This window comes from Humibacter albus DSM 18994 (genome assembly GCF_000421825.1).
Classification (GTDB): Bacteria; Actinomycetota; Actinomycetes; order Actinomycetales; family Microbacteriaceae; genus Humibacter; species Humibacter albus.
In genome coordinates, this window is record NZ_ATXT01000017.1 from 139,328 (window position 1) to 154,795 (window position 15,468).

The 15,468-nt window shown below is 68.9% G+C and carries 12 protein-coding genes; 9 read left to right on the forward strand and 3 right to left on the reverse strand.

The window, feature by feature from the left end:
* The first annotated feature begins 22 nt into the window (after window positions 1–22).
* Complete coding sequence (gene pseB / locus H623_RS0114090; protein WP_022901571.1) at window positions 23–1,012, forward strand: UDP-N-acetylglucosamine 4,6-dehydratase (inverting); 990 nt, start codon at window positions 23–25, stop codon at window positions 1,010–1,012.
* On the forward strand, window positions 1,012–2,136 hold the full coding sequence (locus H623_RS0114095; protein ID WP_022901572.1) for a DegT/DnrJ/EryC1/StrS family aminotransferase: 1,125 nt from the start codon (window positions 1,012–1,014) through the stop codon (window positions 2,134–2,136). Before pseB ends, H623_RS0114095 begins: the two co-directional genes overlap by 1 nt.
* Here the strand turns inward: H623_RS0114095 and H623_RS20125 are convergent.
* Together H623_RS20125 and H623_RS0114105 are read right to left on the reverse strand one after the other, a co-directional pair.
* A complete protein-coding gene (locus H623_RS20125) occupies window positions 2,133–3,446 on the reverse strand; it encodes an O-antigen ligase family protein (protein ID WP_245558998.1) in 1,314 nt (437 codons plus the stop codon). The genes H623_RS0114095 and H623_RS20125 overlap by 4 nt on opposite strands.
* A 155-nt stretch (window positions 3,447–3,601) precedes the next feature.
* Entirely contained in the window at window positions 3,602–4,939 is a 1,338-nt protein-coding gene (locus tag H623_RS0114105) for an O-antigen ligase family protein (RefSeq protein WP_026940370.1), read from the reverse strand.
* 84 nt (window positions 4,940–5,023) lie between these two features.
* Between H623_RS0114105 and manA the strand changes: the two genes are divergently transcribed.
* From manA to H623_RS0114130, 5 genes are all read left to right on the forward strand, one after another.
* The gene (gene manA, locus H623_RS0114110) at window positions 5,024–6,247 is read left to right on the forward strand and encodes a mannose-6-phosphate isomerase, class I (protein ID WP_022901574.1); all 1,224 of its coding nucleotides are present in this window, start codon (window positions 5,024–5,026) and stop codon (window positions 6,245–6,247) included.
* Window positions 6,248–6,360: 113 nt separating this feature from the next.
* Window positions 6,361–7,335: a UDP-glucose 4-epimerase GalE gene (gene galE / locus H623_RS0114115; RefSeq protein ID WP_022901575.1), complete on the forward strand. Its 975-nt coding sequence runs from the start codon at window positions 6,361–6,363 to the stop codon at window positions 7,333–7,335.
* Window positions 7,336–7,478: 143 nt separating this feature from the next.
* Window positions 7,479–7,805, forward strand: coding sequence for a WhiB family transcriptional regulator (locus H623_RS0114120; protein ID WP_084486048.1), 327 nt, complete (start codon window positions 7,479–7,481; stop codon window positions 7,803–7,805).
* 352 nt (window positions 7,806–8,157) lie between these two features.
* Window positions 8,158–11,433: a glycosyltransferase gene (locus H623_RS20130; RefSeq protein WP_022901577.1), complete on the forward strand. Its 3,276-nt coding sequence runs from the start codon at window positions 8,158–8,160 to the stop codon at window positions 11,431–11,433.
* The gene (locus tag H623_RS0114130) at window positions 11,423–12,874 is read left to right on the forward strand and encodes a DUF5719 family protein (RefSeq protein ID WP_022901578.1); all 1,452 of its coding nucleotides are present in this window, start codon (window positions 11,423–11,425) and stop codon (window positions 12,872–12,874) included. Before H623_RS20130 ends, H623_RS0114130 begins: the two co-directional genes overlap by 11 nt.
* Before the next feature lie 21 nt (window positions 12,875–12,895).
* Here H623_RS0114130 and H623_RS0114135 read toward each other — a convergent pair whose 3' ends face one another.
* The gene (locus H623_RS0114135) at window positions 12,896–13,333 is read right to left on the reverse strand and encodes a metallopeptidase family protein (RefSeq protein ID WP_026940372.1); all 438 of its coding nucleotides are present in this window, start codon (window positions 13,331–13,333) and stop codon (window positions 12,896–12,898) included.
* Window positions 13,334–13,435: 102 nt separating this feature from the next.
* On the opposite strand from H623_RS0114135, the gene H623_RS0114140 reads away from it, so the two are divergent.
* Window positions 13,436–13,645 carry a DUF3499 family protein gene (locus H623_RS0114140; protein WP_022901580.1) on the forward strand — a complete coding sequence of 70 codons (210 nt, stop codon included), beginning with the start codon at window positions 13,436–13,438 and terminating at the stop codon, window positions 13,643–13,645.
* 62 nt (window positions 13,646–13,707) lie between these two features.
* On the forward strand, window positions 13,708–15,234 hold the full coding sequence (gene ahcY, locus H623_RS0114145) for an adenosylhomocysteinase (protein WP_022901581.1): 1,527 nt from the start codon (window positions 13,708–13,710) through the stop codon (window positions 15,232–15,234).
* The last annotated feature ends 234 nt before the right edge of the window (window positions 15,235–15,468 follow it).

The window sequence follows — 15,468 nt, forward strand, 5'->3', positions numbered from 1 at the left end:
CCACGAATTCCGAGGAGTAAGCGTGTCCGTTCTCGAAGGTTCGAGCATCCTGATCACCGGTGGCACCGGTTCATTCGGCAAGGCTTTCATCGCTTATGCATTGGAACACCTCAACCCCCGTCGGCTGGCGATCTACTCCCGCGACGAGCTCAAGCAGTACGAGGTGCGCAACCTGTTCCGCAACGATGATCGGCTGCGCTGGTTCATCGGAGACGTCCGCGACGAGCGTCGGCTCTCTCGTGCGCTGCACGGCGTCGACTACGTGGTGCACGCCGCCGCTCTGAAGCAGGTTGACACGGGGGAGTACAACCCCTTCGAGTTCATCAAGACGAACGTGCTGGGCAGCCAGAACGTGGTGGAGGCATCGATCGACGCCGGCGTGAAGAAGGTGGTTGCGCTCTCCACCGATAAGGCATCGAGTCCGATCAACCTCTACGGCGCCACGAAGCTGACCGCCGACAAGATCTTCACCCTCGGCAACAACTATGCCGCGAACTACCCAACCCGGTTCTCGGTGGTGCGCTACGGCAACGTGACGGGGTCGCGCGGTTCGATCATTCCGAAGTGGCGCGCGATGAACGAGCGCGGCGAGAAGCTGCCGATCACCGACCTGCGATGCACGCGCTTCTTGATCACACTGCCCCAGGCAGTGCAGATGGTGGTCGACACCTTCGATCTGATGCAGGGCGGCGAGTTGCTCGTTCCGCACATTCCCTCGCACAAGGTGGTCGATCTGGCGCGTGCCGTCGCCCCCGGGGCGGAGTTCGTCGACATCGGACTACGGCCGGGCGAGAAGCTGCACGAAGAGATGATCAGCCCTGACGAGGGCCGTCGGGCCGTGAGCATCCTGGATGACAAGTACTACGTGATCGAACCGGAGTCGCCGCAGTGGGGCTACGTCCCCATCGCAGATGCCGTGCCGGTGCCGGAAGGCTTCCACTGCTCGTCCGACAAGAACGACATCTGGTACGACGTGGATGACCTGCGTGCGGTGCTCGAGGCGGGCATCTGATGCTTCCCTACGGTCGTCAATCGATCGATGAGGAAGACATCGACGCGGTCGTCCGGATCCTTCGCGGCGACTGGCTGACGACCGGGCCGACGGTCGCCGAGTTCGAACGGGCGGTCGGCGAACTCGCCGGTGGACACCGCGCCGTCTCGGTCACCTCGGGCACCTCGGCGCTCCACGCCGCATACTCGGCGCTCGGACTCAGCGACGGTGACGATGTCGTGACCACCCCGATGACATTCGTCGCCACTGCCTCCACCGCGTCGGTGCTCGGCGCGAACGTGATCTTCGCCGACATCGACGACGAGACCGGACTGATCGATCCCGCAGCGGTCGACGCCGTGGCGACCGATCGCACCCGAGTTATCGCCGCCGTGGACTACGCCGGCCAAGCCGCAGAGTACGACCGCCTCCAAGCGATCGCCGACCGCGTCGGTGCAGTTACACTCGACGATGCGGCCCACTCGATCGGCGGCACCTACCGGGGACGCCCCGTGGGCGATCTCGCCGACGTCACCACGTTCTCGTTCTTCCCGACGAAGAACATGACGACCGGCGAAGGCGGCGCCGTCGTGTGCAAAGACCCGGCGCTCGCCCAGCGTGTTCACGAGTTCCACTTCATCGGGCTCGTGCGAGACCCGGATCGGTTCGAGATCACCGATGAGGGACCGTGGCACCAGGAGGTCCATGAGTTCGGACTGAACTACCGGTTGACAGACATCGCGAGCGCTCTCGGGCTGGCCCAGCTGAAGCGGCTGGAACGGTTCAAGCAGCGCAGAACCGAGATCGTCGCCCGCTACAACGCGGCGTTCGCCGACGTGGAAGGCGTGCGCACCCCGGGGCAGCGAGACGACACCGACCCGATGTGGCACCTGTACCCGTTGCGGGTGCTTGACGGGCGTCGCCGGGAAGTGTTCGAAAAGGTGCGGGCCGCTGGCGTCGGCGTGCAGGTGAACTACATTCCGGTCTACTGGCATCCGGTCTACGCGAACGCGGGCTACCGCCGGGGCATGTGCCCCAATGCGGAGGCCTTCTACGCCGAGGAGCTCTCGCTGCCGATCTTCCCCGACCTCACAGACTCGCAGGTGGACCAGGTCGTCGAGACCCTCGTCGGGGCGCTGCGCTAGAGGCGTCCGTCGGTGTTCGCGGGCGCCGCCGGCAGCGCCTGCCGCCACGACATGCCCTGCGACGCCTTCACCGTGCAGATGACCAGGAGCATCCAGCCGCTCTCGGTGAGGATGGTGCTCTCCGCCATCGAGGTGCACAGCAGCGCGATCAGGATGAGCGGCGGCCATGCGTAGATGACGCTGCGCTTGTTGGAGCCCAGCAGCCAGGAGCGGCCCATGGCGAGGCCGAGCAGCAGCAGGAACAACAGGAAGCCGACGAGACCGACCTGCAGCCAGACATCCAGGAACGCGTTCAGGCCGTTCGCGTGCGGGGCGCCGGTGAGCACGTTGATCAGCGAGTACGGGGGCAGCGTGCCGCGCCAGAAGCCGATCCAGCCCCAGCCGAGCAGCGGCTGCACCGGAATGAGGTGCCACATCTGGATCCACACGTCGTAGCGCACGTTGAGCACGTCGCGGCCGTGCAACAACTCGATGATCGGCGCGCGGAAGATGAACGCGAGCACGGCCAGCGCCAGCGCCAGCGCTGCGAATGCGACCTGCACCGAGAACTTCCAGCGTTCGTTGCGAATGTGCCGCACGCCGAACAGCACCGCGGTGGCGATCAGCACGATCACCAGCACGATCGCGATCACCGGTGAGCTCGTGAACGCCAGGCACAGCACCGCCAGCACGACGGAGAAGAGCGCCATCGCCGTGGTGACCGACCGGGTGCGCCACTCCACGACGAACGTCACCGCGGCGATCAGTGCCACCAACCCGAGTTGGTTGCGACTGCCGAACAGGCCAGAGATGGGTCCGCCCTGGGCCAGGTTGCCGGCGATGCCGAGGAACTTGATCGGCGCATCGATGAGCAGTCCGCTGAACACTTCGAGCGCCAAGGATGCCGCCAGCAGCACCCGGAGCACGTCACCCACCACGCGCACGATCTGAATCGCGTCGCGCACCAGCGCCAGGTAGATGGCGAAGAACGCGAACACCCACTGGTAGAGCACCGCAGCCAGCGTCGCCCACTGGTAGGTGCTCCACACGATCGAGACGGCGCACCACGCCATGAACACGATCAGCGAGATGGGCAGCAGCCCCTGCCACTCGACCACGCGCCAGTGCGCCGCGAACGATCCGGCCGCGAGCACGACCAGCGCGCCGAGAACACCGAGCACGCCGGGCCACCCGATCACGTCGCGGATGGCCGTGGTGAGGAACGCCGAGCCGACGATGCACAGCGAGAGCGCGCGCGAGAACTTGGCCGACTCGAACAGGGCCCTCGTGAGGGCGAACCACTGCGGAACGCGCCGCGACTGAGCTGTCACCGGTGGGCGCATCCCACGCTCGACGGTTCACGGGGCGAGGCGGGCATGCTTCATCTTAACGGCGGCCGCAGCGCGGATCAGGGATGCCCGGACTGCGAGCCCCGAGCCGAGACCAACGAGCCGAGACCAACGAGCCGAGATCCACGAGCCGCGATCTACGGACGCCCCAGCTTCGTCTTCACGCTCAGCAGCACGAGCAACGCGAATCCGGCCTCGATGAGCATCCTGCTCTCCGCGAAGGACTGCGCGATCATCGCGGCCATCACCAGCAGGGGGAGCAGCGTGAGCGCGGTGTACGGAACGTTCTCGGCGACGGTGCCGCGGGCATCCAGCGGGGAACGGTCGACCGCGATGAACCACGCGCGCCCGAACGTGGCGAGCACGAGCAGGATGAAGATCACGAGACCGACGATGCCGATCTGCAGCCAGACATCCAGGTAGGCGTTGTGCGCCTGCAGGTACTCCACCTTGTGCCTGATGGCGAGGCCCTTGAAGGGCTCCACCCAGGGCGCCCAGTAGCTCACCCAGCCCCACCCCAAGGCCGGCTTCTGCTGCGCGAGGTCGATCACCTTCGCCCAGATGTCGGTGCGGCCCGTGAGATCGGCGCTCTTGCCGAGCAGCCCCGCGATGCTCGACCAGAACAGCGTGATGGATGCCACCCCCACCACGATCACGGCGGCGCCCGTCGCGTAGATCGGCACCCTCCTGCTCTGCGGAACGCTGCGTCCCCACCACGCGAACAGCAGCACGAGCGCCGTCGCGAGCAGCGCCACGATCACCGTCGACGACCGCGTGAGCAGGAACGTGACGGCGGCCAGCACGAGCCACACGATGCCGGCGGTGCGGTTCACGGTGCGATCGGCCAGCTGGATACCGAACACGATCAGCGCGAACAGCGTGATCATGCCGAGGATGTCGCTGTTGCCGACGATGCCCTGGATCTTGCCGCCGTGGAACAGCAGGTCGCGACTCCAGTAGAAGGCGTCGGGCAGCTTGCCCGGGGGGTACTGGTAGGTCGTGAAGATGGGCAGCACGTGGTGCCGGATCACGACGGAGACGAACAGCTCGAAGAGGAGCGAGAGGCCGATGATCCAGCGGAACGCGGCGCCCAGCGCGCGCAGCACCTGCTCCCAGCTCAGGCACAGTGCGAAGAAGACGCCGGCGGTGGCCGTCGCCAGCTGGGCGATGGCGCCGAGCACGGTTTCGAGCCGGTACGACGACCACGCGATCGAGACCACGCAGAGCAGCAGGAACAGCACGAGCGTCTTCGGCCACTTGCGCGGCGGCAGCCGGGGCTTGGTGCGCACCAGGAACGCGATGCTGCCGGCCAGGCAGAGCAGCACCACGATGAGCCAGCCCGTCCAGCTGATGCTGTCGCGCCAGAAGTCGCCCGCGAACAGCGTGAAGAACGTGAAGCCGGCGAACGCGAGCATCCAGCCCTGCCCGGAGGGCGCGGTGCGGGTAGCCGTCACCGGCGCGGACTGCAAGGCCATGGGTTCACTGTATCGGGGCAGAGTGGGCCGGCACTCACGGGGATTGGTACTCTGCCACAGACCGTCTCGGAAGGGCAGGCCAGGATGTTCGTGCGCATCGACAACGTTCCTCGCGACTACGCGTGGGGTTCCCTGCACGGCATCGCCGACCTGCTCGGCCGCCCGGCATCGGGCAAGCCGGAGGCGGAACTCTGGCTCGGCGCGCACCCCGCATCGCCGAGCGTGCTCGTGCCGCCGACGCCGGAAGCGACGACGCTGCCCGAGCTGATCGCGGCGGAGCCCGCGCAGACGCTCGGCCCCGACTGGCGCGCCGGCGAGTCGTACGAGGGCCGGCCACGCCTCGGCTACCTGCTCAAGGTGCTCTCGGCGGCCGGACCGCTCTCCATCCAAGCCCACCCGTCGCCCGAGCAGGCCCGTGAGGGCTTCGCGCGCGAGAACGAGCTCGGGGTCCCGATCGATTCCGCGGAACGCAACTACAAGGATCCGTTCCACAAGCCCGAACTGATCTTCGCCCTCACGCCGTTCGACGCGCTCTGCGGCTTTCGCGACGTGGCCGTGACGCTCTCGGTGCTGGACCGCATGATCGCCACCGGGCGGGCGCAGAACCTGCCGATCGACGAGGTGGACGTGCTGCGCGGAATGCTCGCGGTGGCAGAAGACGATGAGACCGCGCTGCGGGCCGCCGTCGGCCTGCTGCTCGGCGGCGGAGAGGCCGCTGAAGAGATCGTGGCGCAGGCGACGGCGATCGCACGCTCGCCGCGGGGCACCGAGGCCGCGGAGTTCGACGTGGTGCGTGTGATCGCGGATGCCTACCCCGGTGATCCCGGGGTCGTGCTCGCCCTGCTCCTGCACCGAGTCGCGCTGCAGCCGGGCGAGGCGTTGTATCTGCCGGCCGGGAACATCCACGCGTACCTGAACGGTACGGGCATCGAGCTGATGGCGGCGTCCGACAACGTGTTGCGCGGCGGACTCACGCCGAAGCACATCGACGTGCCCGAGCTGCTGCGCGTGCTCGACTTCACGCCGGTGCCTGCGCCCCTGCTGGCGCCCTCGCGCACGGGAGCGCTGGAGCTGTTCCAGCCCGACGTGCCCGACTTCGAGCTCGCGCACGTGCGAGGGGATGCCTCGCTCGAGCTGACCGGTCCGGCCATCGTGCTCTGCACGGCCGGGTCGGCCTCGGTGCAGGGGTCGAGCACAGCAGTGACGATCCAGCGCGGCCAGGCGTACTTCGTCTCGCCCGACGAGGCGAACCTCGCGTTCGCGCTGCACGGCGACGCGGAGCTGTTCGTAGCGCAGCACAACGGCTGAGCGGGCGGGCCGGCGTCGGTCGAGACACCGGCGGTCTGCCGGACCATTCGCCTCGGCTGCGGGCATTCGGCTGGCGTGAATCGAGGTCTTCTCGCGCCGGTAGGTTGGATGCCATGGCTTGGTTGGTGACCGGCGGTGCCGGCTACATCGGTTCTCACGTGGTGCGCGCCTTCGGGGCGGCCGGCATCGATACCGTCGTCATCGACGACCTCTCGAGCGGCCACGAGTCGTTCGTGGCGCCGCAGACGGCGTTCGTGCGCGGCACGATCCTCGATGGAGCGCTGCTCGCCGATGTCTTCGCGCAGCACTCGATCACGGGTGTCATGCACATCGCCGGCTTCAAGTACGCGGGCGTGTCGGTGCAGCGGCCGCTGCACACCTACGAGCAGAACGTGACGGGTACGGCCACGCTGCTGGGGGCGATGGAGCAGGCGGGCGTCGACACCATCGTGTTCTCGTCGTCGGCGGCCGTGTACGGCACGCCCGACGTGCAGCTCGTCACCGAGGACACCCCGAAGAACCCGCAGTCGCCCTACGGCGAGTCGAAGCTGATCGGGGAGTGGCTGCTGCGTGACCAGGGCGTCGCGAAGGGGATCAAGCACACGAGCCTGCGGTACTTCAACGTGGTCGGCTCCGGCGACGACGACCTCTACGACACCAGTCCGCACAACCTGTTCCCGCTCGTGTTCGACGCCCTTCTGGCCGGTCGCACCCCGCGCATCAACGGCGACGACTATCCGACGCCGGACGGCACCTGCGTGCGCGACTACGTGCACGTCGCCGACCTGGCGCACTCGCACGTCGCCGCGGCCCGCCGGCTCGAGGCGGGCGACCGGCTCGAGCCCGCGTACAACCTGGGCAGCGGCGACGGCGTCTCGGTTCGCGAGATCATGACGACCGTGGCCGAGGTGACCGGCATCGACTTCACGCCGGAGATCGCGCCGCGTCGTCCCGGTGACCCGGCGCGCATCGTCGCCTCCGGCGAACTGGCGGCACGCGACCTCGAGTGGGAGATGCGGCACTCGCTCGCCGACATGGTCTCGAGCGCGTGGAGAGCGCGCGAGGCGGCGGCGACGTCGGCCGGCTGAGATCGTTGCCCGTTCTTCGGCGCGTCGCAAACCCTCCAGCATGGGTTGAGCCTTTACGATTCGCGACTTGACGAAAAGCGAACTACACCGGTGTAATTAGGGGAGCGTGCTGAGCACGTGGCAACACAGGTGGGGAGATCGATATGGCGAATAGCGAATATCGACCGGGGGTACCCGATAACTGGTTCGTCGATCCCATTCGGCTGGGGGTGCCGGGGGTTTCGTCGCGCGGTGAAGAGGATGAAGAAAATCCTCTGGCGTGGCAATCGGATGCGCTGTGCGCGCAGACCGACCCTGAAGCCTTCTTTCCGGAAAAGGGCGGCTCGACCAGGGATGCGAAGAAGATCTGCGAGTCGTGCGAAGTGCGCGCGCAGTGCCTGGAATACGCACTGCAGAACGACGAGCGGTTCGGCATCTGGGGCGGCCTCTCGGAACGAGAACGTCGCAAGCTGCGCAAGCGCGCGGTCTGACAAGGGGCGCGCAGCGCGCTGCCGCTCGCTGAGGGAGTGATCGTGCTCGCGCAGCGAGCGCGTAGCGCGGAGTCTGCGCGAGCTCGCTGAGCGGAGTGCGGAGCGCGCAGTCGAAGTGGTCTGCGGGAGGGCCCCTTCGACTCGCTTCGCTCGCTCAGGGAGCACGAACGCTCGCTCAGGGAGCACGAACGCTCGCTCAGGGAGCACGAATGCTCGCTCAGGGAGCACGAACGCTCAGGGGGGCACGAGCGCTCGCTCGCGCCGGGACGGTCGGAACGCCCGGCCGACCAATTCACGGAGCACGCGACCCCGGTCCGCGGTAAACGGCGAGCGACTGCCTAGGCTGTCCGCGATGCCTCCGACAGTCACCGCCATCCTCGTCGCGCACCGCGGTGCAGAGCACCTGCGACGAACCGTGGATGCGCTCTCCGCCCAGACCCGCCCCGTGGACTCCCTGGTGGTGCTCGGCGTGCTCTCCGACGAGGCGACCACGAGCGTCGCTGCGGGCGCTGCAGCCGACCAATTGCTGGCATCCAACGAGAAGCTCCCGTACGGCACCGCCCTCTCCGTCGCCTCACGCGTGGTACCGCCTGCCACCTCCGACGACGAGTGGCTGTGGTTCCTCGGGCAGGATGCCGCGCCCGAGCCGGATGCCCTCGCCCGCCTCATCGAGACGGTCGCGGTCTCGCCGTCGGTCGCCATCGCCGGCCCGAAGCTCGTGGACTGGGACGAGACCGCCGTCATCCGCGAGCTCGGCGTCTCGATGACACGTTTCGGCGCCACGATCGTGCCTGTCGAGGACGAGTTCGACCAGGCGCAGCACGACCGCACGAGCGACATGCTCGCCGTGCCGTCGGCGGGCATGCTGATCAGGCACAGCGTGTGGGAGAAGCTGGGCGGCTTCGACCCCGCGCTCCCCGTGTTCGATGACGGCCTCGACCTCTGCGTGCGCGCCCGCTTGGCGGGGCATCGCGTCGTGATCGTGCCCGCGGCCCGGGTCGCGTCGGCAGGGGACGGCGTGAGTGTGCCGGCACGCACGCCGAAGGGGCGGGTACGCCGCCGGCAGCATCGGCAGAAGCGCGCCGCTCAGCTGCATCGCCGCATGGCGTATGCGCCCGCGTTCGCCCTCGCCTTCCACTGGCTTTCGCTGGTGCCGCTGGCGGTGATCCGCTCGCTCCTGTTCCTGATCGGCAAGCAGCCGGGACTCATCGGCGGCGAGTTCGCGGCGGCGTTCGCGACCGCGTTCGGAGGCGGTCACGTCGGCCAGGCGCGATCGGCGATCAAGCGAGTGCGCGCGGTCAAGTGGAAGGCCATCGCGCCGTTGCGCATCCCGCGCGCCGAGGTGCGGAGGATGCGCGCCCTGCGCCGCGAGACCAGCCTCGTGCGCATGCACGGCGAGCGTCGCGACGTGAACTTCTTCACCGGGGGCGGCGCGTGGGTCGTGCTCGCCATGGTTCTGATGAGCATCGCCCTGTTCGCGCCGTTCCTCGGCACGTCGCAGCTCGGCGGCGGCGGCCTGCTGCCGCTGAACGGCGTCGGCGGGCTCTGGGCCAACCTCGGATACGGCTGGCGCGACATCGGCATCGGATTCGTCGGCGCCGCGGACCCGTTCACGGGAGTGCTGGCGGTGCTGGGCTCGCTGACGTTCTGGCAGCCGTCGTTCTCGCTCGTGCTGCTCTGGTTCGCGGCACTGCCGCTGAGCGCGCTCGGCGCGTGGTTCCTTTCCACCCGGCTCACGCATCGGCCGGTGCTGCGCGCGACGTTCGCGCTGGTCTGGGCGCTGGCGCCGATGCTGTTCGACGCGCTGCAGCAGGGCCGGCCCGCCGCGGTGATCGTGCACGTGCTGCTGCCGTGGCTGTTCTACGCGGGTACGGCGGCCAAACGGTCCTGGGCAGCGGCGGCGACCACGGGCATCCTCACCGCGGCGGTGCTGGCATGCTCGCCGTCGCTGGCACCTGCGCTGCTCGTCATCTGGGTGATCGGCTCTGCGCTGGCGGGACGCGGGGTCGTGCGCGTGCTGCTCGTGCCGATTCCGGCGCTCGTGCTGTTCGCGCCGCTCGTGTGGCAGCAGGTCGTGCGCGGCACGCCGCTGGCGGTGTTCGCGGATCCGGGAGTTCCGCTGCCGGGTGCCACCGGGCATCCATTGCACGCCGCACTCGGGTTCGCTGACGCCGACCTCGGCGGCTGGCAGAGCCTGATGAGCATATTCGGGCTGAGCAGCCTGGTGCCGTCGATCGTGGTGCCGATCCTGATGGCGCCGATCGCGATTCTCGCGCTGCTGTCGCTCTTCCTGCGCGGCACGATCCGCGCGACGCTGTGTCTCGTGGGCGCGCTGCTCGGCTTCGCGACGGCGATCCTGGCGCTGCAGGTCTCGGTGGCGACCACCGGATCGCAGGCCGTGCCGCTCTTCCCCGGGCCGGCGCTGAGTCTCTACTGGCTGGGCCTGATCGCGGCGGCGACCATGGCACTGGTGGCAATGGGACGCTTCGCCATCGCGCCGGCCACCGTGACGGTGGCGCTCGCCGCGGTGGCGGTGGCGCCCCTGGCGATCGCTGTGCCGTTGCAGACCTCCTCCATCACGGAAGGCGTCGCGAACGCCCTGCCGGCGTACGCCGCGGCGCAGGCAGAGACCAAGCCCCGCCTGGGCACGCTGCTGCTCACGCCCCAGGACGACGGCTCGCTCGCCGCGCAGCTCGTGCACGGCACGGGCGACACGCTCGACGATCAGAGCACGCTCAGCGACACGACTCGCACGCTCTCGCCGGACGAGAAGAAGCTGGCCGCTCTCGCCGGCAACCTCGCCTCGACCAGCGGGCTGGATTCCACCGCGCTGCTGAAGCACTTCGGCATCTCGTTCGTCATGCTCCAGACGACCGCAGGCGAGGGCATCTCACCGTCGTCGCAGACGCAACTGCGCGCCGAGACCGCGTTGGACGGCAACCCGGTGCTCACGCAGGTGGCGTCGACCGACGACTCCGTGCTGTGGAGCGTGCCGCGCCAGAAGGCGACGGTGGCTGTGCCCGCGGATGCCGGTGGCTGGCTGCGCGTCGGAGTGCTGATCGCGCTTGGCGTCGTCTTCGGCCTCACGCTGCTGCTCGCCCTGCCGACCGGGCGCACGGAGCGCGGCACCCTGCGGCGTCCGACCGCCGCGGAGGTGCTGGGGCAGAGGGCGAAGAAGAAGGAACCGGAGCCTGAGCCGGATCCGGCAGAGCCGGAGCCGACCGAGTCGGAGGCCGCAACGTCGGAGGCCGCAGAGTCGGAGACGAGAGATCCGGAGACGACAGATCCGGAGACGGTCGAGTCTGCATCCGTCACAGACGAACAGCGCCAGGCGGTCGACGCCGCGAGCGGCGGGACCGACTCGGAGGCCACCACGGAGACCGCGCCGACACCCGTCGTCGGGCAGAGCGCCGAGTCCGAGGCGGGCGCGGAGCCGTCGTCGGGTGCGAAGCCAGACGCGAGCACCGAGTCCGACGCGAGCACCGAGCCCGACGCAAGCATCGAGTCCGAGACGAGCACCGAGTCCGACGCGAGCATCGAGTCTCAGGCGAGCATCGAGCCGGGGGCCGGAGTCACCGAAGAACCGGATGCCGACACCGTGAGCGAGGGGGACCGCAATGCCGAGTAAGCGTTCGATCGCCCGCGGAGGCGTGCGCATCCTGGCCGGAGTGATCGGCGTCGCCGTCGCGGCCGGCGCGCTCGTCGGAGCGGCCCTGGTGCCACTGCCCACGCTGCGCGTCACGCCGCCGGCTGCCAAGGTGACGCCGGTCGCGGCCGACCAGCAGCGGGTCTGCCCCGGTGGCCTCCTCGACCTCGCCGACGCGACGGATGCCTCGTCGCTGTCTTCGATCGGATCTCCGTCCATCACGACCGACGCCTCCACCTCCATTACGCAGCGCTCGCTGAAGACGCCGAACGTGAGCGGTGGCGGCGCCCCGCGTGTGATCGCCACGCAGTCGAAGAACGGGGGAGAACGACCGCTGATCGCGGGTGCGCAGTCGCAGAACGCGACCGAGGCGGACATCGCCGGACTGGCGGCATCCTCGTGCGGAGAGGCCACGTCCGACGGCTGGCTCGTCGCGGGGGCGACCACCCTCGGCGCCACGAGCCTCATCATGCTGAGCAACCCGTCGGCCGTGCAGGCCACGGTCAACCTGACGGTGTACACGGAGGCGGGTCAGGCGGAGGCGCCGGGCGCGCGAGGGCTCGTCGTGCGGGCGCAGTCGCAGCTCGTCGTGCCGCTCGCAGGCATCGTGCCGAACGCGCAGGCATCCGTGGTGCACGTGCAGGCCTCCGGCGGGAGCGTGCTCGCCTCGCTGCAGCAGAGCACGGTGCAGGGCCTCGCCCCGCAGGGCGTCGAGCTCGTCGGGCCCACGGCGACTCCGGCGAAGCACCTGGTCATCCCCGGCATGACGGTGGCCAACGTCGCGCGCGCCGCCGGTGGAGCCGAAGGCGCGTCCAGCAGCCTGCCCTCGGTTCGGCTGCTGGTGCCGGGCACGACCGAGGCGCACGTGACGGTCACCGCGACGTCGGAGACCGACGCGGGCATCGTCGGGACGCAGAGCATCACGCTGCAGGGCGGCACGGTGCGCGAGGTGACGTTCGATCACCTGATCGACGGCGCCTATACCGTGCGCGTGGCATCCGATCAGCCGGTGGTCGCGGCGGCGCGCACTGTGGATGCCGCGGCGACCAAGTCGGGCGGGTCGGCGACCGAACAGGCGGAGGCGGCGACGCAGGACTTCGCGTGGTTCGTGGCATCCGCTCCACTGCTCGACAGGACGCTGCTGGCGGTGCCGTCTGGTGCATCGCCGAAGCTGCACCTGGTGAACGACAGCGACACGGATGCCACGGTGAAGGTGAGCGAGACCGGCGGAAGCACGCACTCGGTCACGGTCGCCTCCGGCAAGGCGGTCGCCGTCACGGTCTCGGCGCAGCAGACGTACACGCTCGACGGCACGAAGGGGCTGCGGGCATCCGTGAGCCTGACGGCGGATGCCGCGTCGTCGGCTTTCGCGCTCAACCCGCCGGGACCGCTCGCTCAACCGATCGTGGTGTACCCGAAATAGGCTGCGGTCGGTGGGACGCGCTCAGTAGTGGCCGAAGCGCCCCGGGGCCAGGTCCCACGGGTCGCGGCCCAGCATTTCGGCTACGGCGCGGAAGACGCAGCTCTCGACGAGCAGCTTGCGGTGCAGGTCGTCGTCGCGGTGCAGCTTGGCGAGCCGCTCGATGGGGACGCGATAGAGCGTGATCGTCTTGTGCGCGGGGTCGACGCCCCAGCGCTGGACCTCGTCGTATCCGAGAGCGGCAGACGGGGCCGCGGCGATCAGCACGCGCATGTCGGAGAGCTCGTCCGGCCAGACGCCCTTCAGGAAGTCGGCGGTGGTCGCGACCGTCATCTCGAAGACGTCGATGCGGTCCTGCAGCAACGGCAGGTGCGGTCCGGTGACCGGCCCGCGCGCCCCGCGACCGTGGCGATCCGATCGGCGCGCCGGCATCGCGTACCGCACGGGACGGGATCGAGGCATGCCGACCATCCTACGGCGCAGTGACGGTCCGAGCGGTGTCGCACCGGACCGGCCGCGTCGACGCCGTGCGACGACGGTGGAGCCGAGTAGTCTGGTGCCCTGATGACGGCTCGAACGTGCTCCAAGGTCGCGTGCTCTCGTGAGGCCGTGGCCACGCTGACGTACGACTACGCCGACTCGATGGTGGTGCTCGGTCCGCTCTCGATCGTGCACGAGCCGCATACCTACGATCTATGCGCTGTGCACGCGGACCGCCTCTCGGCGCCGCAGGGCTGGCAGGTCGTGCGTCATCAGGTGGTCGGCGAGCCGTAACACTCGCGCCGGCGTCGGGGATCGCGGCCCTGAGCGGGTTGCGGCCCTGAGAGAATGGGCGCATGACTTCTCTCACCGCTCCCGAGGTCGCCGACACGACATCGCATCCGTTCGAATTCCGTGTGCGCGACCTGGCCCTGGCGGAGGCCGGGCGTCACCAGCTGCGGCTGGCGGAGCAGGAGATGCCCGGGCTCATGGCGCTGCGTGCCGAGTTCGCGGATGCCCAGCCACTGGCCGGCGCGCGCATCGCCGGCTCCCTGCACATGACTGTGCAGACCGCGGTGCTCATCGAGACGCTCGTGGCGCTCGGCGCCCGAGTGCGCTGGGCGAGCTGCAACATCTTCTCCACGCAGGACGAAGCGGCGGCCGCCGTCGTGGTCGGCCCGCACGGCACTGTCGAGCACCCGCAGGGGGTTCCCGTGTTCGCCTGGAAGGGCGAGAGCCTCGAAGAGTACTGGTGGTGCACGAGCCGCATCTTCGATTGGAGTGCGGAGGCTCGGGCGCAGGCCTCGTCGTCGACAGAGGCATCCGGTGCTGACTTCATCGGGCCGAACCAGATCCTCGACGACGGCGGTGACGCCACGCTGCTCGTGCACCTCGGTGCGCAGTTCGAGCGCGAGGGTGCGGTTCCGGATGCCGCTGCCGGCGACTCGCACGAATATCGCGTCATTCTCGACACGCTTCGCGAATCCCTCGCGCAGATGCCCGACCGATGGACTCGCATCGCGGCCGACCTGGTGGGCGTCACCGAGGAGACGACGACGGGCGCACACCGGCTGTACGAGCTGGAGCGCGACGGGAAGCTGCTGTTCACGGCCATCAACGTGAACGACTCGGTGACGAAGTCGAAGTTCGACAACAAGTACGGCATCAGGCACTCGCTGGTGGACGGGCTGAACCGTGCCACCGACGTGCTGATCGGCGGCAAGGTGGCCTTCGTGGCCGGCTACGGCGACGTCGGCAAGGGCGCCGCCGAGGCGCTGCGCGGCCAGGGTGCTCGCGTGATCGTGAGCGAGGTCGACCCGATCAATGCGCTGCAGGCGGCGATGGACGGTTTCCAGGTGTCGCGGCTGGAGTCCGTGATCGGCGAGGTGGACATCCTGATCACCGGCACAGGCAACAAGGACGTGGTGCGTCTCGAACACCTGCTGGGCTTGAAGCACCTGGCGATCGTCGCCAACGTCGGACACTTCGACAACGAGATCGACATGGCGGCGCTGGAGTCGCTCGAAGGTGCGACGAGAATCGAGATCAAGCCCCAGGTGCACGAGTGGCGGCTGCCGAACGGTCGCAGCGTGCTGGTGCTCAGCGAGGGTCGGTTGATGAACCTCGGGAATGCCACGGGGCATCCGTCGTTCGTGATGAGCAACTCGTTCGCGAACCAGGTGCTCGGCCAGATCGAGCTGCACCGCAACCTCGACGCCTACCCGCTCGGCGTGCACACGCTGCCGAAGGTGCTCGACGAGAAGGTGGCGCGTCTGCACCTGGATGCCCTGGGCGTCGAACTCACGTCCCTCACCCCGGAGCAGGCGGCCTACATCGGAGTCCCGGTCGAGGGCCCGTACAAGTCGGACCACTATCGGTACTAGCTCTCGGTCGCGCGGTACTAGACACCTCGGTCCCGATCAGTTGTTGATCGGCCGGCGCGGTAGGTCAACATGACAGACCGCGCTCTCCTGCCGAGAACATGCCACCTCGGCATGTTCTCGGGCGATTGTCCTGTCGATGTGAGGCGGCGGCGGGCTGGCCGCGTGCCGCTGCGATGAGGCCACGTCGGCTGCCGATTAGTGATGGCCGCGCACAGCTGGTGGAATCGGATGCCT

What these genes read in the sequence shown, in the direction of transcription:
- H623_RS0114140 (WP_022901580.1), top strand. Translation starts at nt 13,436, where the DNA reads ATGACGGCTCGAACGTGCTCCAAGGTCGCGTGCTCTCGTGAGGCCGTG.
- H623_RS0114105 (WP_026940370.1), bottom strand. Translation starts at nt 4,939, where the DNA reads ATGGCCTTGCAGTCCGCGCCGGTGACGGCTACCCGCACCGCGCCCTCC.
- galE (WP_022901575.1), top strand. Translation starts at nt 6,361, where the DNA reads ATGGCTTGGTTGGTGACCGGCGGTGCCGGCTACATCGGTTCTCACGTG.
- H623_RS0114095 (WP_022901572.1), top strand. Translation starts at nt 1,012, where the DNA reads ATGCTTCCCTACGGTCGTCAATCGATCGATGAGGAAGACATCGACGCG.
- H623_RS20130 (WP_022901577.1), top strand. Translation starts at nt 8,158, where the DNA reads ATGCCTCCGACAGTCACCGCCATCCTCGTCGCGCACCGCGGTGCAGAG.
- H623_RS0114120 (WP_084486048.1), top strand. Translation starts at nt 7,479, where the DNA reads ATGGCGAATAGCGAATATCGACCGGGGGTACCCGATAACTGGTTCGTC.
- H623_RS0114130 (WP_022901578.1), top strand. Translation starts at nt 11,423, where the DNA reads ATGCCGAGTAAGCGTTCGATCGCCCGCGGAGGCGTGCGCATCCTGGCC.
- H623_RS0114135 (WP_026940372.1), bottom strand. Translation starts at nt 13,333, where the DNA reads ATGCCTCGATCCCGTCCCGTGCGGTACGCGATGCCGGCGCGCCGATCG.
- manA (WP_022901574.1), top strand. Translation starts at nt 5,024, where the DNA reads ATGTTCGTGCGCATCGACAACGTTCCTCGCGACTACGCGTGGGGTTCC.
- ahcY (WP_022901581.1), top strand. Translation starts at nt 13,708, where the DNA reads ATGACTTCTCTCACCGCTCCCGAGGTCGCCGACACGACATCGCATCCG.